This window comes from Azospirillum sp. B510, from assembly GCF_000010725.1.
Classification (GTDB): Bacteria; Pseudomonadota; Alphaproteobacteria; order Azospirillales; family Azospirillaceae; genus Azospirillum; species Azospirillum lipoferum_B.
Window position 1 is genome coordinate 1,378,723 of sequence record NC_013854.1, and the last position, 25,813, is coordinate 1,404,535.

The 25,813-nt window shown below is 67.3% G+C and carries 25 protein-coding genes; 13 read left to right on the top strand and 12 right to left on the bottom strand.

Translation table 11 applies throughout. The features are described from left to right. Nucleotides 1-6: 6 nt before the first annotated feature. Nucleotides 7-441 carry a hypothetical protein gene (locus tag AZL_RS06370; RefSeq protein ID WP_042442678.1) on the bottom strand — a complete coding sequence of 145 codons (435 nt, stop codon included), beginning with the start codon at nucleotides 439-441 and terminating at the stop codon, nucleotides 7-9. After that, nucleotides 438-797, bottom strand: coding sequence for an EscU/YscU/HrcU family type III secretion system export apparatus switch protein (locus tag AZL_RS06375; RefSeq protein WP_012973822.1), 360 nt, complete (start codon nucleotides 795-797; stop codon nucleotides 438-440). The genes AZL_RS06370 and AZL_RS06375 overlap by 4 nt, the downstream gene beginning before the upstream one ends. A gap of 202 nt (nucleotides 798-999) precedes the next feature. Here AZL_RS06375 and flgB point away from each other — a divergent pair, with 202 nt between their 5' ends. From flgB to AZL_RS06420, 9 genes are all read left to right on the top strand, one after another. Beyond that, on the top strand, nucleotides 1,000-1,404 hold the full coding sequence (gene flgB / locus AZL_RS06380) for a flagellar basal body rod protein FlgB (RefSeq protein ID WP_012973823.1): 405 nt from the start codon (nucleotides 1,000-1,002) through the stop codon (nucleotides 1,402-1,404). Nucleotides 1,405-1,460: 56 nt separating this feature from the next. Then, nucleotides 1,461-1,871 (top strand): flagellar basal body rod protein FlgC, encoded by a 411-nt coding sequence (gene flgC / locus AZL_RS06385; RefSeq protein ID WP_012973824.1) that lies wholly within the window; start codon nucleotides 1,461-1,463, stop codon nucleotides 1,869-1,871. A gap of 52 nt (nucleotides 1,872-1,923) precedes the next feature. After that, nucleotides 1,924-2,223, top strand: coding sequence for a flagellar hook-basal body complex protein FliE (fliE, locus tag AZL_RS06390; RefSeq protein ID WP_012973825.1), 300 nt, complete (start codon nucleotides 1,924-1,926; stop codon nucleotides 2,221-2,223). Nucleotides 2,224-2,251: 28 nt separating this feature from the next. Continuing rightward, on the top strand, nucleotides 2,252-2,611 hold the full coding sequence (locus tag AZL_RS06395; RefSeq protein WP_012973826.1) for a flagellar biosynthetic protein FliQ: 360 nt from the start codon (nucleotides 2,252-2,254) through the stop codon (nucleotides 2,609-2,611). Continuing rightward, the gene (gene fliR / locus AZL_RS06400; RefSeq protein ID WP_012973827.1) at nucleotides 2,608-3,378 is read left to right on the top strand and encodes a flagellar biosynthetic protein FliR; all 771 of its coding nucleotides are present in this window, start codon (nucleotides 2,608-2,610) and stop codon (nucleotides 3,376-3,378) included. Before AZL_RS06395 ends, fliR begins: the two co-directional genes overlap by 4 nt. Nucleotides 3,379-3,391: 13 nt before the next feature. Continuing rightward, nucleotides 3,392-4,468 (top strand): flagellar biosynthesis protein FlhB, encoded by a 1,077-nt coding sequence (flhB, locus tag AZL_RS06405; RefSeq protein WP_012973828.1) that lies wholly within the window; start codon nucleotides 3,392-3,394, stop codon nucleotides 4,466-4,468. Nucleotides 4,469-4,584: 116 nt separating this feature from the next. After that, entirely contained in the window at nucleotides 4,585-7,116 is a 2,532-nt protein-coding gene (locus tag AZL_RS06410) for an ATP-binding protein (protein ID WP_012973829.1), read from the top strand. Nucleotides 7,117-7,257: 141 nt separating this feature from the next. Next, nucleotides 7,258-8,337, top strand: coding sequence for a recombinase RecA (gene recA / locus AZL_RS06415; RefSeq protein WP_012973830.1), 1,080 nt, complete (start codon nucleotides 7,258-7,260; stop codon nucleotides 8,335-8,337). A gap of 99 nt (nucleotides 8,338-8,436) precedes the next feature. Next, entirely contained in the window at nucleotides 8,437-8,733 is a 297-nt protein-coding gene (locus AZL_RS06420) for a cupin domain-containing protein (RefSeq protein ID WP_012973831.1), read from the top strand. A 35-nt stretch (nucleotides 8,734-8,768) separates the two neighbouring features. Here the strand turns inward: AZL_RS06420 and AZL_RS06425 are convergent, their stop codons facing one another. Both AZL_RS06425 and AZL_RS06430 read right to left on the bottom strand, forming a co-directional pair. Then, a complete protein-coding gene (locus AZL_RS06425; protein ID WP_012973832.1) occupies nucleotides 8,769-9,344 on the bottom strand; it encodes a hypothetical protein in 576 nt (191 codons plus the stop codon). Nucleotides 9,345-9,434: 90 nt separating this feature from the next. Further along, nucleotides 9,435-12,047 (bottom strand): glycosyltransferase family 2 protein, encoded by a 2,613-nt coding sequence (locus AZL_RS06430; protein ID WP_012973833.1) that lies wholly within the window; start codon nucleotides 12,045-12,047, stop codon nucleotides 9,435-9,437. A gap of 249 nt (nucleotides 12,048-12,296) precedes the next feature. On the opposite strand from AZL_RS06430, the gene AZL_RS06435 reads away from it, so the two are divergent. Then, nucleotides 12,297-12,701, top strand: a complete 405-nt coding sequence (locus AZL_RS06435) for an HIT domain-containing protein (protein WP_012973834.1) — start codon at nucleotides 12,297-12,299, stop codon at nucleotides 12,699-12,701. A gap of 52 nt (nucleotides 12,702-12,753) precedes the next feature. On the opposite strand, the gene AZL_RS06440 is transcribed toward AZL_RS06435, so the two are convergent. Further along, nucleotides 12,754-14,685 carry a di-heme-cytochrome C peroxidase gene (locus AZL_RS06440; RefSeq protein WP_012973835.1) on the bottom strand — a complete coding sequence of 644 codons (1,932 nt, stop codon included), beginning with the start codon at nucleotides 14,683-14,685 and terminating at the stop codon, nucleotides 12,754-12,756. A 257-nt stretch (nucleotides 14,686-14,942) separates the two neighbouring features. Here AZL_RS06440 and AZL_RS06445 point away from each other — a divergent pair, with 257 nt between their 5' ends. Further along, nucleotides 14,943-15,140, top strand: a complete 198-nt coding sequence (locus AZL_RS06445; RefSeq protein ID WP_042442680.1) for a hypothetical protein — start codon at nucleotides 14,943-14,945, stop codon at nucleotides 15,138-15,140. Nucleotides 15,141-15,200: 60 nt separating this feature from the next. On the opposite strand, the gene AZL_RS35345 is transcribed toward AZL_RS06445, so the two are convergent. The 3 genes from AZL_RS35345 to AZL_RS06460 form a co-directional block, all read right to left on the bottom strand. Beyond that, nucleotides 15,201-16,163, bottom strand: a complete 963-nt coding sequence (locus AZL_RS35345) for an ACT domain-containing protein (RefSeq protein WP_148219236.1) — start codon at nucleotides 16,161-16,163, stop codon at nucleotides 15,201-15,203. Nucleotide 16,164: 1 nt separating this feature from the next. Continuing rightward, nucleotides 16,165-19,806, bottom strand: coding sequence for a transcription-repair coupling factor (gene mfd, locus AZL_RS06455; RefSeq protein ID WP_042442682.1), 3,642 nt, complete (start codon nucleotides 19,804-19,806; stop codon nucleotides 16,165-16,167). Between the two features lie 78 nt (nucleotides 19,807-19,884). Beyond that, nucleotides 19,885-20,208 (bottom strand): succinate dehydrogenase assembly factor 2, encoded by a 324-nt coding sequence (locus AZL_RS06460; protein ID WP_012973838.1) that lies wholly within the window; start codon nucleotides 20,206-20,208, stop codon nucleotides 19,885-19,887. Nucleotides 20,209-20,431: 223 nt separating this feature from the next. Here AZL_RS06460 and sugE point away from each other — a divergent pair, with 223 nt between their 5' ends. Beyond that, on the top strand, nucleotides 20,432-20,749 hold the full coding sequence (gene sugE, locus AZL_RS06465) for a quaternary ammonium compound efflux SMR transporter SugE (RefSeq protein ID WP_012973839.1): 318 nt from the start codon (nucleotides 20,432-20,434) through the stop codon (nucleotides 20,747-20,749). Nucleotides 20,750-20,767: 18 nt separating this feature from the next. Here the strand turns inward: sugE and AZL_RS06470 are convergent, their stop codons facing one another. The 4 genes from AZL_RS06470 to tldD form a co-directional block, all read right to left on the bottom strand. Then, nucleotides 20,768-21,322 (bottom strand): glycine cleavage system protein R, encoded by a 555-nt coding sequence (locus tag AZL_RS06470; RefSeq protein ID WP_042442685.1) that lies wholly within the window; start codon nucleotides 21,320-21,322, stop codon nucleotides 20,768-20,770. 128 nt (nucleotides 21,323-21,450) lie between these two features. After that, nucleotides 21,451-21,738: an immunity protein Tsi6 family protein gene (locus AZL_RS06475; protein WP_012973841.1), complete on the bottom strand. Its 288-nt coding sequence runs from the start codon at nucleotides 21,736-21,738 to the stop codon at nucleotides 21,451-21,453. A 40-nt stretch (nucleotides 21,739-21,778) separates the two neighbouring features. Beyond that, nucleotides 21,779-22,351 carry a polymorphic toxin type 46 domain-containing protein gene (locus AZL_RS06480; RefSeq protein WP_012973842.1) on the bottom strand — a complete coding sequence of 191 codons (573 nt, stop codon included), beginning with the start codon at nucleotides 22,349-22,351 and terminating at the stop codon, nucleotides 21,779-21,781. 160 nt (nucleotides 22,352-22,511) lie between these two features. Further along, nucleotides 22,512-23,945: a metalloprotease TldD gene (gene tldD / locus AZL_RS06485; RefSeq protein ID WP_012973843.1), complete on the bottom strand. Its 1,434-nt coding sequence runs from the start codon at nucleotides 23,943-23,945 to the stop codon at nucleotides 22,512-22,514. Between the two features lie 245 nt (nucleotides 23,946-24,190). On the opposite strand from tldD, the gene AZL_RS06490 reads away from it, so the two are divergent. After that, nucleotides 24,191-25,585, top strand: a complete 1,395-nt coding sequence (locus AZL_RS06490; protein ID WP_148219237.1) for a DUF3422 family protein — start codon at nucleotides 24,191-24,193, stop codon at nucleotides 25,583-25,585. The last annotated feature ends 228 nt before the right edge of the window (nucleotides 25,586-25,813 follow it).

Below are 25,813 nucleotides of genomic sequence, written 5' to 3' on the forward strand. Positions count from 1 at the left end.
TCTGTTTCAGGGCGTATCGTCGGGAGGATCGGCCGGGGCGCCGGCGCGGCCGCCATAGGCGGCGGCGGCGCGCTGGCGGGCGGTGTGCGGATCGTCGCGTCCGGCCAATGCCGCGGTGATGGCTTCCTCCCGCCGGGTCTGCTGGTCGGTCAGCGCGGCGGCGAGCGGGGCGAGTGCGGCGACCAGATCGCCGAGCGGGCCGAGCAGGGTCCGCGCCTCCCCCCGCGGCAGGGTCTCCGCCGCCAGACAGAGGCGGGCGACGCGCTCCTCCAGCCCGGCGAGGTCGATCAGGATGCCGGACTCCGCCTGCCGCCGCGCGTCGTCGAGCGTCGCGCCAAGCATCACGGCCTGGTCGGCGAGGCCGGCGGCCGACCAGGCCGTGGGCTGGACGCCGTCCGGCGACCGCGAGGGCGACGGTGGATCGGATGGCGGACGGGTCACGGCTTGTCCTCCTCCATGCCGCCCTCCGGATGCGGATCAGGCGGCAGCGTGCCGTTGGCGCGATAGACATGGGCCAGGATCTCCGCGACCGCGGCGATCGCCTCGACCGGGATGTCGCTGTCGACCTCGATGGCGGACAGGATTTCGACCAGATCGGCGTCCTCGCGCACCTTCACCCCATTGGCGAAGGCGAGCTCCAGGATCTGCTCCGCCACGGTTCCCTTGCCGGTGGCGACGATGCGCGGCAAGGTCTCCGTGCCCAGCTGGTATTTCAGCGCGACCGCGACCGGGCGCCGGGCGGGGGGCTGCGTCTTGCCGGCCGGCGGCGAGGCGGGAGGGCGGGGGTGCGCGGACAACAGGCGGCCTTTTCCAGGGGTCCTTCCTGGCCCGCATCCTGGACCGGTAGGCTTAACGAACTGTAAAGGCGGGGGCGCCGGCCGATTTGCGGCGGGAGGGATTCATCCTTCGTTAACGCAAACCGGCGACCATCGGGGATTATGGCGATGCCAGGCCTCGGGCGGTGTCGCTTGGGCGGCGATCAGCGGCGGGATCAGGGCCATGGACCTCGGAAATCTCGGCATCTTCAAACTGATGTCGCGCAAGATGGACTGGTTGACCCAGCGTCAGGAGGTCCTGTCGCAGAACATCGCCAACGCCGACACGCCGGAGTACAAGGGCCGCGACCTGAAGCCCTTCAGCTTCCGCGACGCCTTGAGCGACAACCGGCGGCTGACCCCGGTGGCCACCAGCGCGGGGCATCTGGCGGGCACCCGCGGCGCCGGCGGCATGGCTCAGGAACAAAAGGTGCGCGACCCGTACGAGACGGCGCCGGACGGCAACAATGTTGTCCTGGAAGACCAGATGATGCGGATGAGCCAGAGCTCGATGGATTACCAGACCATCACCAACCTGTATAAGAAGCAGGTCGCGATGATCAAGTCGGCGATCCGGTCGGGCAGTTGAGCGGTCCCGGCCGATCGGTTGGAGCCGGCCGGTCGTTTTCTTGAGGAGGCGGTGCGATGGATCTCTACAAGTCGATGGCGGTGTCCGCCTCTGGCATGAAGGCGCAGGGCACCCGTCTCAAGGTCATTTCGGAGAATCTGGCGAACGCCAGCACCACGGCGGAGACGCCGGGCGATCTGCCCTATCGCCGCAAGACGGTGGTCTTCAAGAACGAGCTGGACCGGGCGATGGATGTCGACAAGGTCCGCGTCGCCAAGGTCGATGTGGACAAGAGCGACTTCCAGCGCCGCTATGATCCTTCCCACCCGTCGGCCGATGCCGACGGCTATGTGTTGATGCCGAACGTCAACTCGGTGGTGGAGGCGATGGACATGCGCGAGGCCCAGCGCAGCTATGAAGCCAACCTGTCGGCCATCGATACGGCGCGCCAGATGCTGACCCGGACCATCGACATCCTGCGCACTTGATTTCCGCCCTCCTGCTCGCCGCCAACCCACCTGACCGACCGGAACCGCCGCCATGATCAATCCGCTGAACGCCGCCGCGGCCTACGCCACCACCGCCGCCAAGACGACCGGCCCCGGCATGGCCGCGCGCGACGGCGCCTCCTTCGGCGACGTGCTGGAGCAGGCGGCCAAGGAAAGCATCGGCACCCTGAAGAAGAGCGAGGACATGTCGGCCCTCGCCACCGTCGGCAAGGCCGACCTGAACGACGTCGTCCAGGCGGTGACCAACGCCGAGGTGACGCTGCAAACCGTCACCGCCGTGCGCGACAAGGTGCTGAACGCCTATCAGGAAATCCTGCGCATGCCGATGTGACACCGTTCGCCGAACCCTGTCCTCCGCCATGAACGAGACCGAAGTCATCGAGATTTGCCGCACCTCGATCGTCACGCTGGTGATTGTCTGCGGCCCGATTCTGGTCATCATGATGGCGGTCGGCACGGTCATTTCGATCTTCCAGGCCGTCACCCAGATCAGCGAGCAGACGCTCGCCATGGTGCCGAAGGTTCTTCTGGTGTTCGGTCTCAGCATCCTCCTGATGCCCTTCATGCTGAGCAAGCTGACCGAGTTCTTCGAACATGAGGTCGCCGACCGCATCGTCGCCATCGGCGTCGGCGCCACCGACAATGGCGGAGCCCCCTTCACTCCCGGCACCGGCGTGACGCCGGCCGCCGCACCGACCGCCGCCGCGGCCGGCCAATGAGCGTTCTGCAACAGCTTCTGGGCGAACAGATCTTCGTCTGGATGTTGGTCTTCCTGCGGGTCGGCACCGCCTTCAGCGTGATGCCGACGATCGGCGACGCCTTCGTTCCCACCCGCGCGCGCCTGCTGTTCGCGCTGGCGGTCAGCACGCTGGTGGCGCCGACCATCCGGCCGATGCTGCCGCCGATGCCGGGCAACCCGTTCCAACTGATGGTTCTGGTCGCCGGCGAGATGACGGTGGGCATCTTCCTCGGCACCATCGCCCGGCTGCTGATGGGGGCGCTGGAGGTGGCCGGCACCATCATCAGTCTACAGAGCGGTCTGGCCAACGCGCAGATCTTCAATCCGGCGCTGGCGAGCTCCGGATCGCTTCCCGGTTCGCTGATGGGTTGGCTTGGGTTGCTTCTGCTGTTCGCGACCGATCTGCATCATCTGCTGATCATGGCGGTGGTCGACAGCTATGCCACCTTCGTTCCGGGGGCGGCCATCCCGGTCGACGACATGGCGAACATGGTCGGGCAACTGGTGTCCAAGAGCTTCATGATGGGGGTGCAGATGTCGGCGCCCTTCCTGATCACCGGCATGCTGTTCGCCCTGGCGCTGGGGCTGCTGAACAAGCTGGCGCCGCAGGTGCAGGTCTTCCAGCTTTTCACGTCCGTCCAGGTGCTGCTCGGCCTTTTCATGTTCGCGCTGACGCTGGGGGCGATGATGCTGTTCTGGCTGTCGCGTTTCGAATCGACCTTCGTCGAATTCCTGAAGCCGCTGTAGAAGGGGGACGCCGATGTCGGAAGATGCGGACGAGTCCTCCAAAACAGAGGACCCGACAGGCAAAAAGCTCGACGAGGCCCATAGACAGGGCCAGTTCGCGATGACCCGCGAGGCCGCGAACTGGTTGATGGTCGCGGCGATGCTGGTGGTCCTGGTCTCCGTCCTGCCCGGCACCATGAAGGGGCTGGTCTTCCGCCTGAACTATTATTTCGAGAATCTCGATCAGTTCACCTTCGACCGGGCCGGCGTCGGCGCCCTGCTGTTCCGGGTCATGCGCGACGTCATGTGGGCGCTGTGGCTGCCGATCCTGCTGTTCGTGGTGGCCGGCGTGATGGCGACCATCGGGCAGACCGGCTTCCATGTCTCGTGGCAGTTGATCGAGCCGAAATTCAGCAAGCTGAACCCGCTGCCCGGCCTGATGAACATGTTCAAGGCCAACCAGGCGGTGGAGCTGCTGAAGAGCATCGTCAAGCTGGCGGTGGTCGGCGGCGTCGCCTATATGGCGCTGCGGCCGATGTTCGGCGGCATCGAAACCTATATCGGCATCGACCTCATCACCATGCTGTCGCAGATGGACGGGCTGGCCCACCGCCTGCTGATCTGGGTCCTCGTCGTCCTCACCTTCATCGCCGCCGGCGACTTCCTGTGGCAGAAGAAGCAGTTCGACAAGCAGATGAAGATGACCAAGCAGGAGGTCAAGGACGAGCACAAGCAGCAGGAAGGCGACCCCGTCGTCAAGGGCCGCATCCGCCAGATCCGCTTCGAGCGCGCGCGCAAGCGCATGATGGCGGCGGTGCCGGACGCCGACGTGGTGGTCACCAACCCGACCCATTTCGCGGTCGCGCTGAAATACGACCCCAGCCAGATGGGCGCGCCGCTGGTGCTGGCGAAGGGCGTCGATCAGGTCGCCTTCAAGATCCGCGAGATCGCCGAATCGAACAATGTTCCGGTCATAGAAAACCCACCTCTTGCCCGGGCGCTCTATGCCGCTTGCGATATCGACGAGGAAGTCCCATCCGAGCATTATCGGGCGGTCGCCGAAGTCATTACCTATGTCTTCAAGCTTAAAGGGCGGTCGTTGCGCAACTGATCCGGCTCCGTGGCGGTTGACGGAACCGGGGCGGGCAACCGACCATCGCTGGCTGCGCGATGGAGGTGCCCGGTCCGCGGCATTTCCCAGGGAGACGGTGTGGGGTTTGACGATTGGTGGACGACACAACTTCCCTTTCCGACACGGCACGCACCGCGGCGAAGCGTGGAGCATCGTCCGGCCGTCTGCTGATGGTCACGCAGTATGCGACGGCCCCAACCGGCTTGCTGGTGCTGGTCGCCGGACTTCTGCTGGACAGCGACGCGCTCGGCTGGTTGGGGGCGCTGCTGGCGGCGCTGGGGGTGGCTCTGCTGATCGGCCGCAGCATCGTCATGGTGCGGCGGTCGGCGCGCGTCGGCGCGCTGCTCGGCGGTGCGCTGGAGGGGATGCCGGCGGGTCAACTGCTCTGTGACGGGATGGAGGAGGTGGTGTTCATCAACGCCGCCTTCCGCGAACTGGCGGGCTGGCGCCGTGGCGAACGGCCGCTGGACTCCCTGGCGCGTCAGTTCGCCGGGGACCCCGACAGCGCGCGGGAGTTCCGCCGTCTGCGGGAGCGGGTGAAGGCCGGGGCCGCCGCTTCGGCCGAACTGGCGATCCCGGCGCTGGACGGCCAGCCGCCGGAATGGCGCAAGGTGCAGGGCCAGCCGGTGGGCGGCTTTCCCGGTTCCGTCCATTGGCGGGTCGAGGACATCACCGCGAGGCGCGAACTGGAGCATGTCATGCTGCGCGAGCAGGCCAAGCTCGCCGATTTCATGGAGCATGCGCCGGTCGGCTTCTTCTCGGTCGACCAGAACGGCCAGTTCCTGTTCGTCAACGCCACGCTGGCCCAGTGGCTGGAGGCGCTACCCGGCGACCTGACCGACGGCGACGCGCGGCTGCACGGCATCCTGGCCGCCCCGCCGCTCACCGCCGCCCCGTATGACCTGTTCGATCACGGCGGCGGCGAGCAGCGCGGCGAGCTGACCATGGTCGGCCTGCGTGGCCGGCGTTTCCAGGTGGCGGTGGCTCAGAGCGTGGTGCATGCCGACGACGGCACCATCCACACCCGGTCGGTGGTGCGCGACCTGTCTCCCGAGCGGGAATGGCAGGAGGCGTTGCGCCTGTCCGAGCAGCGCTTCCAGCGTTTTTTCGAGGATGCGCCGATCGGCATCGCCCTGGTGGACGAGACCGGGCAACTGACGGAATGCAACGAGGCCTTCCTGGCGCTGATCGGCAGCGAGGCCGGCAGCGTCATCGACCGCCCGATGGCCGAGCTGATCGTCCCGGCGGAGCGCGAGGTGGTGACCACCCGGCTGAAATCGGTGCAGGGTGGCGCCGATCCGGCCCACCCGCTCGAGGTGCGGCTGTCCGGCGGGCGGGAACTGACCGCCCAGCTCTATGCCCGGCGCCTGGCCAACCCGGTCCGCACCGATGGCCGGATGGAGATGGGGCGGGGGGATGGCGTCGGGCTGATCCTGCACTTCATCGACATGACCGAGCGCAAGAGCCTGGAGGCGCAGTTCGCCCAGTCGCAGAAGATGCAGGCGGTCGGCCAGCTGGCCGGTGGCGTGGCGCACGACTTCAACAACCTGCTGACGGCGATGATCGGCTTCTGCGACCTGCTGCTGCTGCGGCACAAGCCGGGCGACCAGTCCTTCAGCGATATCATGCAGATCAAGCAGAACGCCAACCGCGCCGCCAATCTGGTACGGCAGCTTCTGGCCTTCTCGCGCCAGCAGACCCTGCAACCGCGCGTCATCAACGTGACCGACGTGCTGGCGGAGCTGGCGAACCTGCTGCGCCGGCTGATCGGCGAGAATATCGAGTTGAAGATGATCCATGGCCGCGAGCTGGGGCTGGTCAAGGTCGACCAGAACCAGTTGGAACAGGTCATCATCAATCTGGTGGTGAATGCCCGCGACGCCATGGCCGGCGGCGGCAAGCTGACCATCAACACCACCAACCATGTCGTCAGCGAGCCGGAACGGCGGGAGCATGAGACGGTTCCGCCCGGCGGCTACGTCTCCATCGATGTGATCGACACCGGCTGCGGCATCGCGCGCGAGAATCTGCAACGCATCTTCGAGCCCTTCTATACGACCAAGGAGGTCGGGTCGGGCACCGGGCTCGGCCTGTCGACGGTCTATGGCATTGTGCGGCAGACCGGCGGCTTCGTCCTGGTCGATTCGGCGGTGGGGGAGGGAACCACCTTCACCATCCTGCTGCCGCATCACCAGGGCGACCTGCGTCCGGTCGATGTGGCGGAGCCGCGTGAGCGGCGCGGCAGCGATCTGACCGGCAGCGGCACCATCCTGCTGGTGGAGGATGAGGACGCCGTCCGCGTCTTCTCCGCCCGCGCGCTGCGCAACAAGGGCTATCAGGTGCTGGAGGCCAAGAATGGCGAGGCGGCACTCCAGCAGATCGAGGCCAACGGCGCCTCCATCGACCTGCTGATCACCGATGTGGTGATGCCGCAGATGGACGGTCCGACGCTGGCCCGCCATGTCCACGAGCTGCGGCCGGAGATGCGCGTGATCTTCATTTCCGGCTATGCCGAGGACCGTCTTGGCGAGATCGACGGGGTCGAGGTCGCCCATTTCCTGCCCAAGCCCTTCTCGCTGAAGCAGCTTGCCTCCAAGGTGAAGGAGGTCATCCGCGACGGGCGCTAGGCGAAAGGGAGATAGCCCGGACCACGTCCGGAAAACGGGAACGCACCGGAAACATCAGCTCTTGCAAACAAGAACGAAGAGAGTACATTCAGCTTCGTTGCAAGAGCGCCGACCGTGTGTTCTAAGAGAGGGGTACCGGGCATGTCGTCCGCACAGCTTCGTTTGGTCGAGAAGGATTCCATGGACAAGCAGAAGGCGCTCGATGCCGCCCTGAGCCAGATCGAACGCGCGTTCGGCAAGGGCTCGATCATGAAGCTCGGCGCTCGCGAGAATCTGGTCGAGACGGAGGTGGTGTCCACCGGCTCGCTGGGTCTCGACATCGCGCTGGGCATCGGCGGCCTGCCGCGTGGCCGTATCGTCGAAATCTACGGTCCGGAAAGCTCGGGCAAGACGACGCTGGCTCTGCACGCCATCGCCCAGGCCCAGAAGAATGGCGGGACCTGTGCCTTCGTCGACGCCGAACACGCGCTCGACCCGTCCTATGCCCGCAAGCTCGGCGTCAACATCGACGAACTGCTGATCTCGCAGCCGGATGCCGGCGAGCAGGCGCTGGAGATCGCCGACACGCTGGTACGGTCCGGCGCCATCGACGTGCTGGTCGTGGACTCGGTGGCCGCCCTGGTGCCGCGCGCCGAGCTGGAAGGCGAGATGGGCGACAGCCATGTCGGCTTGCATGCCCGCCTGATGAGCCAGGCGCTGCGCAAGCTGACCGGCTCCATCGCCAAGTCGAACTGCCTGGTCATCTTCATCAACCAGATCCGCCTGAAGATCGGCGTGATGTTCGGCAACCCGGAGACGACGACCGGCGGCAACGCCCTGAAATTCTACGCCTCCGTCCGTCTCGACATCCGCCGCATCGGTTCGATCAAGGATCGCGACACCGTCGTCGGCAACCAGACCCGCGTCAAGGTGGTGAAGAACAAGATGGCCCCGCCCTTCCGCGTGGTCGAGTTCGACATCATGTATGGCGAGGGCGTGTCGAAGGTCGGCGAGCTGCTCGACCTCGGCATCCAGGCCGGGGTGGTCGACAAGTCGGGCGCCTGGTTCAGCTATGACGGTACGCGCATCGGCCAGGGTCGGGAGAACGCCAAGACCTTCCTGCGCAACAACCCGGAGATGGCCGACGCCATCGAGGCCAAGATCCGCGGCAACGCCGGCCTGGTCGCCGATGCCATGATGGGCACCCCGGAAACCGACGGCGAGGCCTCCACGCCGGAGTAAGGCATCCGCTGCCTTCGGAAGCCCGCCGTCTGTGAGGGCGGCGGGCTTTCCTTCTGCTCGCGGGATTCAGGAGCGGATCAAGGATTTCAGGGGGAAGCGATGATCAATCTGATCGCGGAAACGGCGACGCTGCCTCAGGCGTGGCGGTCGCGGATCGTTGGCAAGATCGCCGGAGCCAATCTGAAAATCATCCGCATGGATGAGGCCGGCATTCCATCGGAAAGCCATGCCGATTTCGACGAGGCGCTTTTCGTTCTCGAAGGCGCCATGACGCTCGACGTCGAAGGCGAGCTGATCAACATGGCGGCGGGTGACTTTTTCGTCGTCCCGGCGGGCAAAAGCCACCGTGTCCTGGAAGGAAGCCATGGCATCCTGTTCCTGGTCGATGCGGAATAAGGCAGCCCGATCACGATCCGATAGAACCGGCTCCTTCAGACATCCACCACCATGTGCGGCCTGAACGCGCCCTCCAGCGTCAGCAGCAGATGGAGATAGACCGCCACCTTGCGGGCGCGGTCGCTGTTGCGTGACAGGCAATCGCGCAGCTGTTCCGCCAGTCGCGCGGTTTCCGGGTCCTGTTGGGGGGCGGCGGCGGTGACGGCTTTGACGATATGCTCCGGATCGACCGGAACCGGGGCCGCCGGGTCCTTCAGCAGCGCTTCGGCCAGCGCCTCCTCGTCATGGTCGGCCGGGGAGGGGGTGGATGGCGGTGGCGGGGCCTGCCGTGCCAGATGGCTGCGGAGATTGTCCTTCAGCCGGTTCCGCTGACCCTCGTCCAGCCCGTCGAACTGGTCGACCTCGTCGAACAGAAGGTCGTAGAGCCGTCGGCGTTGCGGGTTCGGCGGGTTCTGGCCGCGCCGCTCCTGCTCGCGGTCCTGCTGTTCCTTGCGCGGGTTGCGGCGGTGGTTGCGGTCGGTGGCGCTGCCGGCCCGTTCCACACCCGCAGTGGTGCGGACGCTGAATTCCGGCGGACCAATGCCGCCGCCGGAGGAGAGAGTGCCCGCCATCAGCCGCCTCCCGGAACAGAGGGTCCCAAGCGGTAAAGTCTGGCAGAGCCGGCGCTTTCGTCAATGCGAAAGCGCCGGCTTGGGTCCATGTCAGTCGCCGGCGCCGGCCCCGACGGCGCCATTGGCGGCCTCGGGCTTGCTCTTGCCGAAGCCGATGGTGGGGAAGACATTGATCAGCGCGGTGATGAAGGCGGCGAGATAGGGCAGCGACTGCACCACCAGCAGGCCCGACCACATGAAGGCGTCACGGTTCTCATGGCCGAAGACCATGACGATGGCCAACGCCGCGCCCCACAGCGACACCAGCAGCACCAGTTCCTCCCGCGCCATCAGGAAGGCCTGCATCAGCGCCGGCTGGTTCTCGCATTTCGGCGTGCGGACGAAGGGGCGGCCCGAGGTGAAGATGCCCAGCCACATGGCGCGGCCGACCGTATGGGTCAGCGCCATGCCGGCGACCGCCGCCCCGACCTTGTCCCAGAAGCCGCATTTCACCCGCGCCTCATAGAGCCAGAGCGAGGCGCCGACCTTGAAGGCGAAGACGCTCAGCGTCGGGATCATGAAGACGTTGGGCGGGAACTCGAAATATTTGGGGAAGGCCATCAGGCCGATCGACCACAGGATGCCGGCGATGCCGAACACCATATGGGCGGCGTCGGCGAACCAGGGCAACCAGCCGGTGATGAAATGGTATTTCTGGCCGGTGGTCAGCTCCTTGGCGCCCGGCGACAACTGGCGCCAGTGATGCTTCAGGATCTGCACGGCGCCGTAGGCCCAGCGGAAACGCTGCGTCTTGTAGGCGGAGAAGCTGTCGGGAACCAGGCCCTTGCCGTAGCTTTCCGGCATATAGACGGCCTCATAGCCATGCTCGAACAGGCGCAGGCCGAGGTCGGCGTCCTCGGTGATGCACCATTCGCCCCAGCGGCCGACCTTCTCCAGCGCCGTCTTGCGGATGATGGTCATGGTGCCGTGCTGGATGATCGCGTTGCGCTCGTTGCGCTGGATCATGCCGATGTGGAAGAAACCGGCATATTCCCAGTTGGTCATGCGCTGGAACAGGTCATGTTCCCACTCGCGGTAATCCTGCGGCGATTGGACGAAGCCGACCTCCGGCCGGTTGAAGTGTGGGATCGTCGCCTTCAGCCAATCGGGATGGACCTGATAGTCGCTGTCGATGACGGCGATGTGCTCGGCGTCGGGAGCGGTCTGGGCCAGGCCGAAATTCAAGGCGCCCGCCTTGAAGCCCGGCCAGTTGTCGAGGTGGAAGAAGCGGAACTTCGGCCCCAGCGTCTTGCAATATTCCTCGATCGGGCGCCAGACGGCCGGATCCTTGGTGTTGTTGTCGAGCAGCAGGACTTCGTAATTCGGGTAGTCGAGCCTGGCCAGCGCGTCCAGCGTCTGCATGACCATGTGCGGCGGTTCGTTGTAGCAGGGCACATGGATCGACACCTTCGCCGCGTTGGGCAGCGGGGCGGCGGAGCAGGGGATGAATTTGCGCTTGAACTTGTGCTGCCAGACGACCTCGGTCAGTTCCATGCCGTCGATCAGCATCACCGCGAACAGCACCAGCTGACAGAAGATCAGCAGGCCCCAGGCGATCTCGGTGGTGAGCGCGAGGCCGGCGGCCGAGGCCGCGCTGACGGTGAAGACGAGGACGGAGGCCACCGCCTGGATCAGCGCGCCGTAGAAGATCTGGCCGCCGATCCTGAGGTCGCCGCGCCGCCACAGGAAGAAGACCAGCGGCAGGAAGCCGAGCGCCACGGCGGTGGCGCACTTGATCTCCCAGTTGCGGATCTCCTGCACGCCGCCGATCATCGGGAATTTCGGATTGCGCTGGTAATCCCACAGGCCCCAGCTTGTGCCGGCGGTGCCCTCGATCTCCCGCTTCCAGGGCTGGTCGAAGGCCTCCATGATGAAATAATCGAGCTTGTTCTGGGCGGCGACGTTCAGGAAATTGCGGATGAACTTGGCCTGATTGACCTGGCTGGCCTCGGCGCCCCGGCGCCACGGGCCGTCGGCGGGCCAGCCGATCTCGCCGATCAGGATGTGCTTGTTGGGGTATTTCTGCTTCAGCTCGTTGTAGCGGAACATGGCGTAGTCGACCGACTGGTCGACCGGCACGCCTTCCCAATAGGGCAGCAGGTGGACGGCGAGGAAGTCGACCGCCGCGACCAGTTCCGGGTTCTTCAGCCAGACGTGCCACGGCTCGGCGATGGAGACCGGGACGTTGACCTTCTTCTTCACCCGCTTGATATAGTCGATGGCCTGCGGAACGGTCAGGTCGGCGCGCAGGATCGCCTCGTTGCCGACCAGAACGCGGCGGACGTTGCTGTTGGCGCGGGCCAGCTTGATCAGGCCGGCCAGCTCCGGCTCGTCGATCTCGGGCTTGCCGGTGGTCCAGGCGCCGGCGGTGACCGGCAGGCCATGCTTGCCGGCGATGGCCGCCACCATTTCCGAACCGTCGGTGGTGGAATAGGTGCGGACGGCCTTCACCGCGCCCTCCAGCGCGTCCATGTCCTTTTCAATATCGTCGGCGGATGCCTTGTCGCCCTTCGATGGGCTCTTGTCGGAATGGAAGGGGGTATAGGCGACGCCGGTGATGGCGCCGGCCCAGGACCGCTCGTCCACCGGACGGTTCCACAGCGCCCAGAAGGCGATGTTGCCGAGGATCACCAGAATCAGAACCGCAAAGGCCGATTTGCGCATGTGGGTCGTTCTCGCTCGCCGCACCAGAAACATGGATACGGCCCGTGGAAATGGCACAAGGGAAGCATTGCCGCCCCGACCATCTCCTCGGACCGAACTCTATAATCGTCCAACGAATGCCGCTGCGCCGTATGGCCGGCGCGCACGGCCTTCTATACAAGCTTCGCGGTTGCCCCGCCACTGCCGGCTATAACAGGGCAGCCTCCGGTTAATCCCGGTGCCCGATGCAGGCCATGAACGGAGTGAAGCATGTTTTCCCTTAACGAACGGCTACAAGCCGACACCCATCCCGTGGCCGATCTGGATCTTTGCCGGGTGTTGCTGATGAACAACGCCCTGTGGCCGTGGCTGATCCTGGTGCCGATGCGGGAGGGGGCGGTCGAGATCCATCGGCTGGACACGGCCGATCAGGCGGTGCTGATGCGGGAGATCGTCCAGGCGTCCCAAGTGGTGGAGCGGCTGTTCGCGCCCGACAAGATGAATGTCGGGGCGCTGGGCAACATGGTGCCGCAGTTGCACCTCCATGTGATCGGGCGCAGGCGCGGCGATCCGGCATGGCCGGGCCCGGTCTGGGGCTCCGGCCATGCCGAACCGTATGACCCGGCCGCCGCGGCGGCGCTGGTGGCGCGGCTGAGGCGGGCGCTGGGCCGATAGGAGCACTCCGCCACCGGCCGTGCGGGCCGGCGGCGGGGGGACGGGACCGCGGTCAGAGCGTCTTCAGATATTCGACCAGATCCCAACGTTCCTGCGCGGACAGGCCGCGGCCGATGATGCCGCTGCCGCCCAGGCCGGAGCCGACGAACTCGTGCCCGACATTGGTGTTGCCCCGCTTGGTGGTGTCGAGGGTGAAGGTGCCCTCGGCGCAGTCGGTCTGATAGCCGACCTTGGCCGGATCGTAGCTGCGCAGGCCCAGGCAGAAGGATTTCGGCCGTTCGGAGGCCGGCGACAGCAGGTCGTAGAGGCTGGGGACGGCGGCGTTGTGCAGATAGGGCGCCGCCGCCCAGATGCCGTTGAGCGGACGCGCCTTGTAGCCGGCGGACGCCTGGAGACAGTTCGGCCGGTTGCCGTTCATCTCCTCGCGCCTGGCCGGCGGAATTCCGTTCGCCTCATACCAGCTGTCCACCGTCTTCTGGACGACATAGCCGAGCGCGTTGGCGAAGGAGGTCTTCGTCACCGAGGCGCCGGGCTCGCCGCCGCACAGGCTGCCGGGGTCGACCTTCAGGAAGGCGGGAACCCGCACCTTGCGGGTTTGCAGGATGTTGGCCTGGGCCGGGTCGGTACCGACATTGATGATGTTGACCTTCAGATAGCTCTGCTTGGCGCCCTTCGGCGTGATCCAGTATTTGGCGCTCCAGAAGGCCGGGTCGCTGACCGGCGGCAGATGGCAGCCCTGGCACAATTCGCGGTACAGCGCCGCGCCGCGCGCCTGCTTGACCGGATCGATCCCGCCCAGCACGGCTTCCGGCCATTTCGGCGCGGTCAGGCCGCGGAAGCCGGCGACGCTGCCATCGGCATTGCGCGCCAGCGGGTTGGGACCAGCCAGAAGCTGTTCCATCCGGTAGAGATTCTCCACCGCGACGGAGGACGCATAGAGTGGGCGGTCCGGATTGGACAGGTTGACCCGCGCCGCGACCCCCATCGCTTCGCCGGCATTGCGGACCATCGGCTGCATGATCGAGCCGTCATACTGCACCCAGTCGAACCAGGACGCGTTCCAGATGGCGGGAAATTTCACCGGCGCGGTGAGGGCGGCGGTATTGACGAAGGGATCGAAATCGACCTTGCCGTCCAGCAGGTCGTCGGTGAAGACGGTGTTGCCGATGCGGGTCAGGGCGTCGAGGCGGTTGTATCCCTCCGTGACCGCCGGATTGCCGGGCTGGGCATTGGCGCGCGCGGTGTGCGCTTCGAGCCCTTCCAGGGTTTGGTCGAAGTCCTTGGCAAGGGCCGCCGTCTGCTCCGCGGTGCGGCCGGGGCCGAGGACGCGGTCGGCGAAGCGGTCGAAACGGCCGGGCAGCATCTTGGTATAGAACAGCGACACGCCCAGCGCCTGGGTCAGCTTGTCCAGGTCGGTCACCGCCGGGCCGCCATCGATGCGCAGGCTGACGCCGTTATATTCGATATGGCCGGTGTGGCAGGCGGCGCAGGTCAGTCCGATCTGGTCGGGAAGCTGCTGGCCGGTGGCCGGATCAATGGTGCCCTTGGTGCGGGCGAAGCCGACCGGCAGCCCGTCGGGATTGACCTCCTCGGCACTCTGGCTGTAGGCCGCCAGAACCGCCTTGGCGGAGCCGGCGTCGGCCGCGTAGCCGTACTGTCGCGCGCTGCCGTCATCGAGCCGCTTCGGGCTGGGGATGAAGCCGAACCGTGCCAGATAGGACTCGTCCACCAGCATCGGCGGCTTGCCGCCCATCCAGATGGTCGGCTGTTCGAGCGAGATGAACCAGGAATAGGGGATCGGGAAGGTCGAGGTGCCCTGGCTGGCATGGTGATACCAATAGCGTTCGCCGGACTTCCAGTTCTGGTCGAGCCAGACCGTCTCCTTGGTCGGGGCGACGGTCGGCAGGGTCGGCGCGCAGGCGCCAAGCAGTCCCAGGGGAAGCAGGCCGAATCCAAGCAGGAACGAAAAACGGGACGCTTTCATCGTGGCCTCGGAGCGGAAAACCGACGGAATTATGACCCTATACTTCTGAGATAAGCCGAAGTGCGCAATTGATAAATTGAGTCACCAGTCGAAACACAATTATGTAGAAATACATTTATATGGGTGCGGATTATGGTGGCGCCTTCCCGCGTGGAACGCACCCTGGCCCCGGTGTCGCGGTCATCGCATCGTCACCCGTGAGTTTTGCCGGGCATGCCTGTTGGATCGGTCAGTCACATTTTCGGGAGGCCGATGTCATGACCGCGATTGAGCGCAGCAAATCCCCCACCTCCGACGCCCCGTCCGACGCGGCCCAGCGCATCGAGGACAAGCTGGTCGAAGAGACCGGTCGGGCCTCCGGAGACCCTGACAAGCCGGTTCAGAAGAAGTGGGATGAAATGGGCGAGAAGGAGTCGGTCGCCGAACGCGGCGGAAGGCGGAGCGCGGGAGAGTAGCCCACCCACCTGCGTTTCCGGTTCCGGCGATCCGGTCCTACCGCTTCGCTGCGGGCCGTTTCACGCTGCGGGCCGCTTCACGGTGCAGGTCAGCGCCAGAACCTCGGCCGCCTTGTCCAGGTCGTCGGCCCTGACCAGCACATAATCGGTGTTGTAGGTCGAGATCGCGAAGATCGGCAGATGGGCCTGGGCCAGCGGCACCGCGATGCGGGCCAGGATGCCGAACAGGGAGAAATCCAGCGTGCCCTCCACCCGGAAGGCGCGCCAGCCGCGCTCGGCCTTCACGCCGTCGGGCACGCGCTCCTCGCGGCAGAGGATCGACAATTCCTCGCCGGTGCGGGTGGCGCCGACCAGCGGGTCGGTCCAGTCGAGCCAGTCGGGCAGGCCGCTGCCGGGCGGCAGTTGCGCCACCGCCAGCCGGTCGGGAAGCACGCTGAGCGTCAGGCCGGTCTGGTCGCGGACCAGGGCGGCGGTCAGCGTCGCCTCGTCCACCTCGAAGGGCTTCAGGATGCGGCGTGCGCGGGCTGCCAGCGACGGCACGCCCGACCGCATGGCGCGGCCCAGCATCTCCGCCGAGGTGGCGCGCAGCGTGGCATCGCTTTCGGCCAGGTCGACGACGGCCTGGAGCGCGCTGGTCTGGACGATGCGGCTCGGGCTGTTCTCGAACCAGTCCGCCAGCAGGATGGCGGCGCGGTGGCGCTGCTCCTCGGTCATGGTCAAGCGCGGCACGATCTGGGCGAGGTGCCAGCGCACCTCCGCCTGTTCGATGGCGACGGCGTCGGTCAGCAGATGGTCGACATAGGGGTCGAGCCAGCCGGCATTGCCGCGCGACACCCGTTCCAGCGCATCGGCGGCGCGCATGCGCACGCTGGCATCGGCGTCGAACAGGCAGCCGACCAGTTCCGCCAGCCTGCCGCGGTCGGCCGAAACCTCGCCGGCCACCGACGGGGCGTCGCCCAGCGCCCGCCGGTCGCCGGTCGCCAGCCGGCGGGCGAGCGGCGCGTTCCGGATCAGGTCATCCATGTCAGCGACGCCCGGTCGGACGGCCGAAGCGGGATGGCGTGCCGAAGCGCGAAGCGACCTTGGCGCCGGTCGGCTTGGGCGGTGGCGGCGGTGGCGGCGGAGGCGGGGTTTCGCCACGCGGCACGCCGCCGCCCGACGCCATCTCCGCCAGATCCTTGATCAGCTTCTGCACGCTGCGCACGCGGGCCTGGGGATCGGGCCATTCGCGGCTGTAGACCAGCTTGTGGTCGGGCCGCAGCTTCATCAGTGTCAGATGCTGGGCGATGTAGGTCAGCAGCTTGGCCGGTTCGGCATAGAAATTGTCGTGGAAGGTCAGAACCAGCCCCTTCGGCCCGGCATCCACCCGCTCGACGCTGGCTTGGCGGCACCAGCGCTTGATGGTGACGACGTCCAGCAGATTCTCCACCTCCTCCGGCAGCTTGCCGAAGCGGTCGATCAGTTCGGCGGCGAAGCCATCCACCTCGGCCCGGTCGACCAGATCGGCGATGCGGCGGTAGAGCGACAGCCGCACCGTCAGGTCGGGCACATAGCTTTCCGGGATCAGCACCGGCGTGCCCAGATTGATCTGCGGCACCCATTCCTGGGTGGCGGCGGCGGCGATGGCGCCCTCCTGCATCGCGGCGCGGGCGTTGGCCACCGCCTCCTCCAGCATCTGCTGGTACAGTTCGACGCCGACCTCGCGCACCTGACCGGATTGCTCCTCGCCCAGCAGGTTGCCGGCGCCGCGGATGTCCATGTCGTGGCTGGCGAGCTGGAAGCCGGCGCCCAGGGAATCCAGCGTCTCGATGACGTGCAGGCGCTGCTGGGCGGTGGCGTTCAGCGGCTTGTTCGGGGCGTAGGTGAGATAGGCGTAGCCGCGCTTCTTCGAACGCCCGACGCGGCCGCGGATCTGGTAGAGCTGGGCCAGTCCGAAAAGGTCGGCGCGGTGGACGATCAGCGTGTTGGCGTTGGGGATGTCCAGGCCGCTCTCAATGATGTTGGTGGCGAGCAGGACCTCGAACTTGCCCTCGTCGAAGGCGGTCATCACGTCTTCCAATTCGCTGGCCGCCATCTGGCCATGGGCGGTGACAATTTTGACCTCCGGCACCAGCTCGCGCACCCGCTCGGCCACCTTCGCCAGATCCTCGATGCGCGGGCAGACATAGAAGGTCTGGCCACCGCGGTAATGCTCGCGCAGGATCGCCTCGCGGATCACCACCGGATCATAGGGCAGGACGAAGGTGCGCACCGCCAGACGGTCCACCGGCGGGGTGGCGATCAGCGACAGCTCGCGCACGCCGGACAGCGCCATTTGCAGGGTGCGCGGAATCGGCGTGGCGGTCAGCGTCAGCACATGGATGTCGGCGCGCAGCTCCTTCAGCCGCTCCTTCTGCTTCACGCCGAAATGCTGCTCCTCGTCGACGATGACCATGCCGAGCCGCTTGAGGTCGAGGCCCTTGGCGAGCAGGGCATGGGTGCCGACGACGATGTCGGCCGTGCCCTCCGCCAGTTCCTTCTTCACCAGCGTCTGTTCGCGGGCGGTGACCATGCGGGAGAGCTGGACCACCCGCACCGGCAGGCCGGCGAAGCGGCTGGAGAAGGTGCGGAAATGCTGGCGGGCGAGCAGGGTGGTCGGCACGACGACGGCGACCTGCTTGCCGCTCATCGCCACCATGAAGGCGGCGCGCAGGGCCACCTCGGTCTTGCCGAAGCCGACGTCGCCGCAGACCAGCCGGTCCATCGGCCGTCCGCTGCCAAGGTCGGTGAAGATGTCCTCGATCGCCTTCAACTGGTCGTCGGTCTCGGGGTAGGGGAAGCGGGCGGCGAATTCCTGATAGACGCCCTCCGGCGTCAGCACCGGATCGGCCTTCTTCAGCATGCGCTCCGCCGCGATCTTCAGCAGGGCTTCCGCCATGTCCTTCAGGCGCTTCTTGACCCGCGCCTTGCGGCCCTGCCAGCCGGCCCCGCCCAGCTTGTCGAGCTGGACATTGGCATCCTCCGAGCCGTAGCGCGACAGCACCTCGATGTTCTCGACCGGGACATAGAGCTTGTCGCCGCCCTCATAGATGATGCGCAGGCAGTCATGCGGGGCGCCGGTGACGTCGAGCGTCTCCAGCCCGTCATAGCGGCCGATGCCATGGTCCATGTGGACGACGATGTCGCCCTCATGCAGGGCGGAATGCTCGGCGATGAAGTTGGCGGCCTTGCGCTTCTTCTTGGCCGGGCGGACCAGACGGTCGCCCAGGATATCCTGTTCGGTGATGACGGCGAGGTCGGGGGCGGTGAAGCCATGCTCCATCCCCAGCACGATGGTGCCGATCACGCCGCGGTCGAAGCGGCGGACATCCTCCATGCTCTCCGCCGGCTCCAGGCCGGGAATGCCGTGGTCGGCCAGCACGTTGGACAGGCGGTCGCGCGACCCGGCGGAATAGCCGGCGATCAGCACCCGGCGCCCGTCGGCGCGCAAGGCGCGGATATGGTCCTTCACCGCGTCGAAGACATTCATGTCGGGGCGGTTGCGCTCCTCGGCGAAGTCGTGGCCGCGCTTGCCGCCAGCGTCCACCGTGCCCTTGATGCCGGGGGGCGTCGAGAAGATCTGGAGCTGCGCCACCGCGCGTTCCGCCAGCAGCGCGTCCCAGCCGGTGGAATCGAGGAACATCGAGGCGACGGGAACCGGCTTGTAGACCGGCGAGCCCGCCCGCTTCTCGATGGTCATCATCGAATCGCGCGAGGCGTGGAAATCGACGACCTGGGCGATGCGGGCGTCGCGCGATTCGTTGGCCTGATGATCCAGGCTGACGATGCCGCGCGGCAGGTAATCCAGCACCGTGTCCATGCTCTCATGGAACAGCGGCAGCCAATGCTCCATCCCGCCATAGGACCGCCCGGCGGAGATCGCCTCGTAGAGCGGATCGTCGTCGGTCACCGCGCCGAACAGCTCGCGGTAGCCGGAGCGGAAGCGGGCGATCCCGGCATCGTCGAGGAAGACCTCCGACATCGGCTTCAGCTCGACACGCTCGCGCTTGTCGGTGGTGCGCTGGGTCATCGGGTCGAAGGCGCGCACCCCCTCCAGCTCGTCGCCGAACAAGTCGAGGCGGAGCGGCTCCTCGCTGCCGGGCGGGAAGAGGTCGACGATGCCGCCGCGCACCGCGAACTCGCCCGGCTCCCGCACCGTCTGGGCACGGGTGTAGCCGTTGCCGGCGAGATAGCGTTGCAGCTTCTCCAGGTCGATGCGGTCGCGGAGCTTGGCCGAGAACACCGCGTCCTTGAAGGCGCTGCGCGGCGGCACCTTCTGCACCACGGCGTTGACGGTGGTCAGCACGATCAGCGGCGCCAGCCCGTCGCGGTTCGAGGCCGCCTCACGCCGCGCGATCAGCCGGGTCAGCGTGTCGATGCGCCTTGCGACGATGCCGCCGTTCGGCGACACCCGGTCATAGGGCAGGCAGTCCCAGGCGGGGAAGGTCAGCACCTCCAGCTTCGGCGCGAAGAAGGCCAGCGCCTCCGCCAGCAGGGCGCAGCGGGTGTCGTCCAGCGCCACATGCAGCAGGCCGTAGCCGCCGGCCTTCTGCGCAAGCTCCGCCAGGATGCGGGCGTCATGACCCTCGGGCGCGCCGCCGATCAGGAGTCGGCCGGCGCGGCCGGGCTGGAGATCGTAACTGACCAAAGGAGGATGCCTCGGAGAAGGGGAACGCTTGTCGGAGAGCCTTGGCGCGGCTCCGTCAGGAGTCTTGGCCTGGCTCCGTCAGGAGCCTTGACGTGGTGTGTAACGGAACGCCGTCAACAGGCGCATCACGTCGTTGTCATGCTCGGCCGGCACCGGCTCCCGCCCTGACATCCAGTCGTACAGGTCGGGATCGCCAAGCTCCAGCAGCGCCTCGAAGCGGTCGAGCATCGCATGGTCGAAGCCGCCGACATGGGCGTCGGCGAAGCTGCCCATCAGCAGGTCCATCTCGCGCGTGCCGCGGTGCCAGGAGCGGAAGCGCAACCGCTTGCGCCGGTTCTCCAGCGATTCGGCCTTCTCGGGAGTCTGCGTCTCGGAAGCCAGGGGGGTGCCGTTTTCAGTCATCGCGGTCCAACGTCGAAAGCCCCCGGCGCCAGCGCCGGCGAAGGGGGAACCATTCAGGAACCCCATCCTGCACGGGCCGGCGCGGCGATGCAACCTTGGCAGGCCGGCTTGACCATCCCGTGGCGATGTCCTATGTGCCCCCTGGCCTGCGGGGACGACCCCGCCGCCGAAAAGGGGCAACCGGGTGGGGACGACCCCGCCATTCCAGGACGGAGACACCGTCATGGCGTGGGTCACGCTGTTCTTGGCCGGTCTTCTCGAAATCGGTTGGGCCGTCGGGCTGAAATACACCGAGGGTTTCACCCGCCTGATCCCGAGCCTGCTGACGGTCGCGGCGATGCTGGCGAGCATCCTGCTGCTGGGCGCGGCGCTGAAGAGCCTGCCGCTGGGCACGGCTTACGCGGTGTGGACGGGCATCGGCACGGTCGGCACGGCCGTGCTGGGCATGCTGCTGTTCGGGGAGCCCGCCGGGGCGCTGCGGCTGCTGTGCATCGCGGCGATCATTGGCGGGATCGCCGGGCTGAAAATGCTGCATGGGTGAGGGGCATTCAGGCCCCCCTCACAGCGCCTCCGTCCGGCAGGTCAGTGCCAGGGTCTCCGCCGTGTTCGCCACCGCCGACAGGCAGACATCCGCCCGCTCCGCCGGAATCGAGACGGAGAAGCGCAGGACATAGCGCTCGCCGCTGCGGTCGGGCAGGGTCTGGGCGTCCAGCCGGACGATGTTGGCGTCGAACTGGGTGAAGATCTCCGACAGGCGGGCGACGAGGCCCGGCTGGTCGCCGCCCGACACCTCGACGCGGTGGGTGACCAGCGCCTGCGGACCGGGCTGGGGATCGAAGGCGAAGGGGCTGACCTTCACCTCGGCGCCGGCCAGCACCGGCAGGGACGACAGGCCGGACTGGAGGTCGGCCACCGTCAGCGCCGCCGGCAACTCGCAGACGGCCGAGAACTCGGCGCCGCTGCCGAGCGAGGCGAAGGTGGCGTCGCGCAGGTTGATGCCCTGGTCGAACAGATGGCTGGTGATGCCGGAGACCAGTCCGACCCGGTCGGGGCAGAAGGTGGAAACCAGGGCCAGCCCGGCCGTCTTGTCCGTCGCCGTCTTGTCCGTCGCCATCGCGTGTCTCCCGTATCGGCTTTCTTCGAGGGGCACGGGGTGGCCGTGCCGTTCCGTCGGGCGATCATCGAAGCGGGGGGCCGGGAACGCCAGTGGAAAATCGTCCGCCAGCCACTCCCAGCCACCGCCTAGCCGCCGAACAGCCGGCGGGTGGCGGCGCTGATGGCGTGAAGCTCCGCCGCCAGCGCCGGATCGACGTCATCGACATAGTGGGAGGCGAGCAGGCCGAAATTCAGCTCGTCGGCCCGATCCAGCCGCGTGGCTCCGTCGCGCGCGGCTCCGTCCACATGGTCGAGCTGGCGCTGGATGCTGGTCAGCCAGCTGTTCTCCGGCTCCCGCCGGGCCAGTGCCGCGACTCCGGCCTGGGCCTGCGCGATAAGGCGGCGCAGCTCGTCGGTGGTGGCGATGTCGGGCATGGCGGGATTCCGGTCGAGAGGGGGCTGGCGGTGGTGACGATTACTGGACTTGTCCGCCGCTGGTGACGCCGGCCTTGACGCTGTTCGGCACCACGACCTGGGCGCAGCCGCCCTGGGTCTGCACGCTGGTGCCGGGGGTGGTCCAGCTGTCGACGATGGGGGCGGCGACCGACTTCAGGCCCTGGCCGGTGGGCAGCACCGCCTTGTACTCGGCGCGGCCGGCGCCGGAGATGCCGAGGCAATCGGGCGTGGCGGTCACCACCGGCGAGAAGAAATTGCCGAAGCGGACGCTGTCATAGCCGGTGCGGACATACTGGAACCATGTGGTGCCGGCGGCGACGTCGATCACCTCCAGCGGCTTGGAGAAATTGATGCCCTTGGCGTCGTCGTTGTAGCGGGCGGAGGTGAGATCGGTCGAGGCGTAGAAATAGCTCGCGACCACCATGCGCGCGTTCAGTTGTTCGGCGCTGGCGCCCGGGGATTTGGCGGCGATCACCTGGTCCGGCGTCGGGGCTGATTGCGCGTGGCCCGGAACCGCCGACGCCAGTGCCGAGGCCAGCATCAGGCCGAGCGCGAACGTCGTGGTCTTGAAAATGCGGGAAACGGTATTCATTGGCGGTCATCCAATCCGGAAAGTTGAAAATCTCCGGAAGGACGATACCGAGGCAATCGGCCGCGCCAAGGGCGAAATGCGGCAAAGCTTGAAATGCGAGGGCCCGAAACGAGAGGGACCGGACCGCGGGCATGGTCCGGCCCCTTCATCATGGCGCGCGTCAGGCGGCGGTGCCGCCGACCGTCAGCCCTTCCAGCCGCAGGGTGGGCTGGCCGACGCCGACCGGCACGCCCTGGCCGTCCTTGCCGCAGGTGCCGACGCCGGGATCGAGGCGGCTGTCGTTGCCTATCATCGACACCTTGGTCAGGCTGTCCGGGCCGTTGCCGATCAGGGTGGCGCCCTTCACGGCGGGACCGAGCTTGCCGTCCTCGATCAGATAGGCTTCGCTGGCCGAGAAGACGAATTTGCCGTTGGTGATGTCGACCTGGCCGCCGCCGAAATTCTTGGCGTAGATGCCCTTCTTGACCGAGGCGATGATCTCGTCCGGCGTGTGGTCGCCGTTGCGCATCACCGTGTTGGTCATGCGCGGCATCGGGTTGTAGGCGAAGCTCTGGCGCCGGCCGTTGCCGGTCGGGCGCATGCCCATCAGGCGGGCGTTCATGCGGTCCTGCATGAAGCCGACCAGGATGCCGTCCTCGATCAGAGTCGTGCACTGGCCGGGCGTGCCCTCGTCGTCGACGCTGATCGAGCCGCGCGAGTTCTCGATGGTGCCGTCATCGACGATGGTGACGCCGGGGGCGGCGATGCGCTGGCCGAGCAGGCCGGAGAAGGCGGAGGTCTTCTTGCGGTTGAAGTCACCCTCCAGCCCGTGGCCGATCGCCTCGTGCAGCAGGATGCCGGGCCAGCCGCTGCCGAGAACCACCGTCATCTCGCCGGCCGGGGCGGGCACGGAGGCGAGGTTGACCAGCGCTTGGCGCAGCGCCTCGTCGACGAAGCCGCGCCAGGTCTCCGGCTGGATGTAATGGTCATAGGTGACGCGGCCGCCGCCGCCATAGCCGCCGGTCTCCATCCGGTCGCCCTCGGCCACCACGACCGAGACGTTCAGGCGCACCAGCGGGCGCAGGTCGGCGACGCGCACGCCGTCGGCGCGGATGATCTGCACCGCCTGCCATTCGCCGCTGATCGAGCAGCTGACCTGCCGCACCCGCTCGTCCTTGGCGCGGGCATAGGCGTCGATATCGGCCAGCAGCTTCACCTTCTCCTCGAAGGGGACGAGGTGCAGCGGGTTGTCGGGGATGTAGAGCGCGCGGTTGGTGCCGGCCGGCGGCTCGGCCAGGGTGCCGGTGTGGCCGGCCTGGACGGCGCGCACGGTGCTGGCCGCGCGGCGGATCGCCTCCTCCGACAGGTTGCTGGCATGGGCGTAGCCGGTCGCCTCGCCGGCGATGGCGCGCAGGCCGAAGCCCTGGGTGGTGTCGAAGCTGGCGGACTTCAGCTTCCCATCGTCCCAGCCCAGCGACTCGCTCTGGGCGTATTCGAGATACAGCTCCCCATCGTCGGCACTGTGCAGGGCGTCCTGCACGACGCCTTCCACGCGGGCGCGGTCCATGCCGGCGCGGTTGAAGAAGAGATCGTCGGTGACGGCAAGCGCGCTCATGAGAACTCCGAACCTGTGATGGGGCGGAACCCGGCCCGATGCCCCGGCCTGACGCGATGGGCGGCCTGATTCCATGGTAGGACACAGTGTCATAGCGGGCCATCTCGCGCCCCGCCTTACGATGTGTTCTAACGGACTGGCTATAGTGTGGCGACCCGCGCGCCATCCGGCAAGGTTGGCGATGCCGGATTGCCGGTCTGGATGGCCGCGGTGGATCACCGATCGGGCGGATGGGGGAGGGAAGCATGACCGACGGAGCGGTGCGCACGACCATGGACACCCCGACGCCCGGCGCCGTGTCCGGATTCGGGACCGGCGGAAGCGGCGCCGGCTTGGCCGGCTCGCGCCCGCTGCGCGACCACCCGCTGCGCCAGACCCTGACCAACGAGGTGCATGCCCGGCCGCCCGAATCGCTGACCTCGCCGGTACGCGCCACCATGTTGGCGATGCTGTCGGGCGAAGGGGCGGCGGAGGCCGACCGTCGCCATCTCGAGGCACTGTGCGACTGGGCCGGCGTCGTCCGGCCGCCGCAGGGCGCCACCCACCACAGCGCCTCCTTCGGCAGCTTCCACCTGAAGTGGGAGCGGCATACCGAATTCTCGACCTGGACCGTCTTCCGCCCCAGCGCCATGCCGGCCGGCGCCCTGATCGATCCCTTCGTCGAGCCGGCGCTGCACGCCCTGCCGCGCGACTGGCTGGCCGGTCTGCCGGGCGACCTGCTGGTCGGCATCCATGTCGCCGTGCTCGACCCCGACACGCCGGAACCGTCGCCCAACATGATGGCGGCGATGTTCGGCTCGGAAAGCTATGTCGGGTCACGGATCGCCGGTCGGTCGGCCACCGCCTGGACCGACTTCCGCATCCATGGCGACGGCTTTTCCCGCATGCTGGTCGCCGACCATTCGATGACGCCGCGCCAGACCGGCCGTGTCGTCCAGCGCCTGCTGGAGATCGAGACCTACCGGGTGCTGGCCCTGCTGGCCCTGCCGATGGCGCGCGGCGTGCTGCCCCGCGTCGGGACGATCGAATCGGGGCTGGCCGAGGTCACCACCCGCATCGCCACCCTGCGCGGTTTGCAGGACGAGCGCGACCTGCTGGACCGGCTGACCCTGCTGGCGGCGCAGACCGAGCAGATCTCCGCCGAGTCCGCCTACCGGTTCGGCGCCGCCCGCGCCTATCACGAACTGGTCGAGCGGCGAATCGAGGAGCTTCGCGAGATCCGGATCGAGGGGTTGCAGACCGTCCAGGAGTTCATGGATCGCCGCCTGACCCCGGCCATCCGCACCTGCGAGGCGGTCGAACAGCGGCTCGAGTCGCTGTCCCAACGCGTGGCGCGGGCCAGCACCCTGCTGCGCACCCGTGTGGAGATCGCGGTGGAGGGGCAGAACGCCGAACTGCTCCAGTCGATGGACCGCCGGGCGCAGTTGCAGCTTCGCCTACAGGAGACGGTCGAGGGGCTGTCGGTGGTCGCGATCAGCTATTACCTCGTCGGCATCGTCGGCTATGCGGCGAAGGGGCTGAAGGGGTTCGGCTTCAAGGTCGATCCCGACATGCTGGTCGGGGTGATGATCCCCATCGTCATCGCCTTCGTCTGGTCGGGCGTGCGACGGATCCGCAAGGTTCTGGTCAGCAGGCATTGAGCCGGCGGGGCGACGGCATCGCCTCCGCCACGGGGAGGAGCAAGGGGAGGGGCAGGGGAGGTGTAGGGCGGGAAACCGCCGCCTATCACCTTCGCGCATCTGGCCGGCGGCCTCGTCCGAGCCCATCCTGTCGCCCTGAGTCGCCAGCGGCAGCCGCAACAATCCCACGATCCAGGCGGTGCCAGCGGCATCAAACTTCCAAAATCGCCTGACTGGGAAATCCGCTGG

Coding starts and splice junctions, on each gene's coding strand:
- flgB (WP_012973823.1), top strand. CDS start 1,000: ATGGACCTCGGAAATCTCGGCATCTTCAAACTGATGTCGCGCAAGATG.
- flgC (WP_012973824.1), top strand. CDS start 1,461: ATGGATCTCTACAAGTCGATGGCGGTGTCCGCCTCTGGCATGAAGGCG.
- fliE (WP_012973825.1), top strand. CDS start 1,924: ATGATCAATCCGCTGAACGCCGCCGCGGCCTACGCCACCACCGCCGCC.
- AZL_RS06395 (WP_012973826.1), top strand. CDS start 2,252: ATGAACGAGACCGAAGTCATCGAGATTTGCCGCACCTCGATCGTCACG.
- fliR (WP_012973827.1), top strand. CDS start 2,608: ATGAGCGTTCTGCAACAGCTTCTGGGCGAACAGATCTTCGTCTGGATG.
- flhB (WP_012973828.1), top strand. CDS start 3,392: ATGTCGGAAGATGCGGACGAGTCCTCCAAAACAGAGGACCCGACAGGC.
- recA (WP_012973830.1), top strand. CDS start 7,258: ATGTCGTCCGCACAGCTTCGTTTGGTCGAGAAGGATTCCATGGACAAG.
- AZL_RS06420 (WP_012973831.1), top strand. CDS start 8,437: ATGATCAATCTGATCGCGGAAACGGCGACGCTGCCTCAGGCGTGGCGG.
- AZL_RS06425 (WP_012973832.1), bottom strand. CDS start 9,344: ATGGCGGGCACTCTCTCCTCCGGCGGCGGCATTGGTCCGCCGGAATTC.
- AZL_RS06430 (WP_012973833.1), bottom strand. CDS start 12,047: ATGCGCAAATCGGCCTTTGCGGTTCTGATTCTGGTGATCCTCGGCAAC.
- AZL_RS06435 (WP_012973834.1), top strand. CDS start 12,297: ATGTTTTCCCTTAACGAACGGCTACAAGCCGACACCCATCCCGTGGCC.
- AZL_RS06440 (WP_012973835.1), bottom strand. CDS start 14,685: ATGAAAGCGTCCCGTTTTTCGTTCCTGCTTGGATTCGGCCTGCTTCCC.
- AZL_RS06445 (WP_042442680.1), top strand. CDS start 14,943: ATGACCGCGATTGAGCGCAGCAAATCCCCCACCTCCGACGCCCCGTCC.
- AZL_RS35345 (WP_148219236.1), bottom strand. CDS start 16,163: ATGGATGACCTGATCCGGAACGCGCCGCTCGCCCGCCGGCTGGCGACC.
- AZL_RS06460 (WP_012973838.1), bottom strand. CDS start 20,208: ATGACTGAAAACGGCACCCCCCTGGCTTCCGAGACGCAGACTCCCGAG.
- sugE (WP_012973839.1), top strand. CDS start 20,432: ATGGCGTGGGTCACGCTGTTCTTGGCCGGTCTTCTCGAAATCGGTTGG.
- AZL_RS06470 (WP_042442685.1), bottom strand. CDS start 21,322: ATGGCGACGGACAAGACGGCGACGGACAAGACGGCCGGGCTGGCCCTG.
- AZL_RS06475 (WP_012973841.1), bottom strand. CDS start 21,738: ATGCCCGACATCGCCACCACCGACGAGCTGCGCCGCCTTATCGCGCAG.
- AZL_RS06480 (WP_012973842.1), bottom strand. CDS start 22,351: ATGAATACCGTTTCCCGCATTTTCAAGACCACGACGTTCGCGCTCGGC.
- tldD (WP_012973843.1), bottom strand. CDS start 23,945: ATGAGCGCGCTTGCCGTCACCGACGATCTCTTCTTCAACCGCGCCGGC.
- AZL_RS06490 (WP_148219237.1), top strand. CDS start 24,191: ATGACCGACGGAGCGGTGCGCACGACCATGGACACCCCGACGCCCGGC.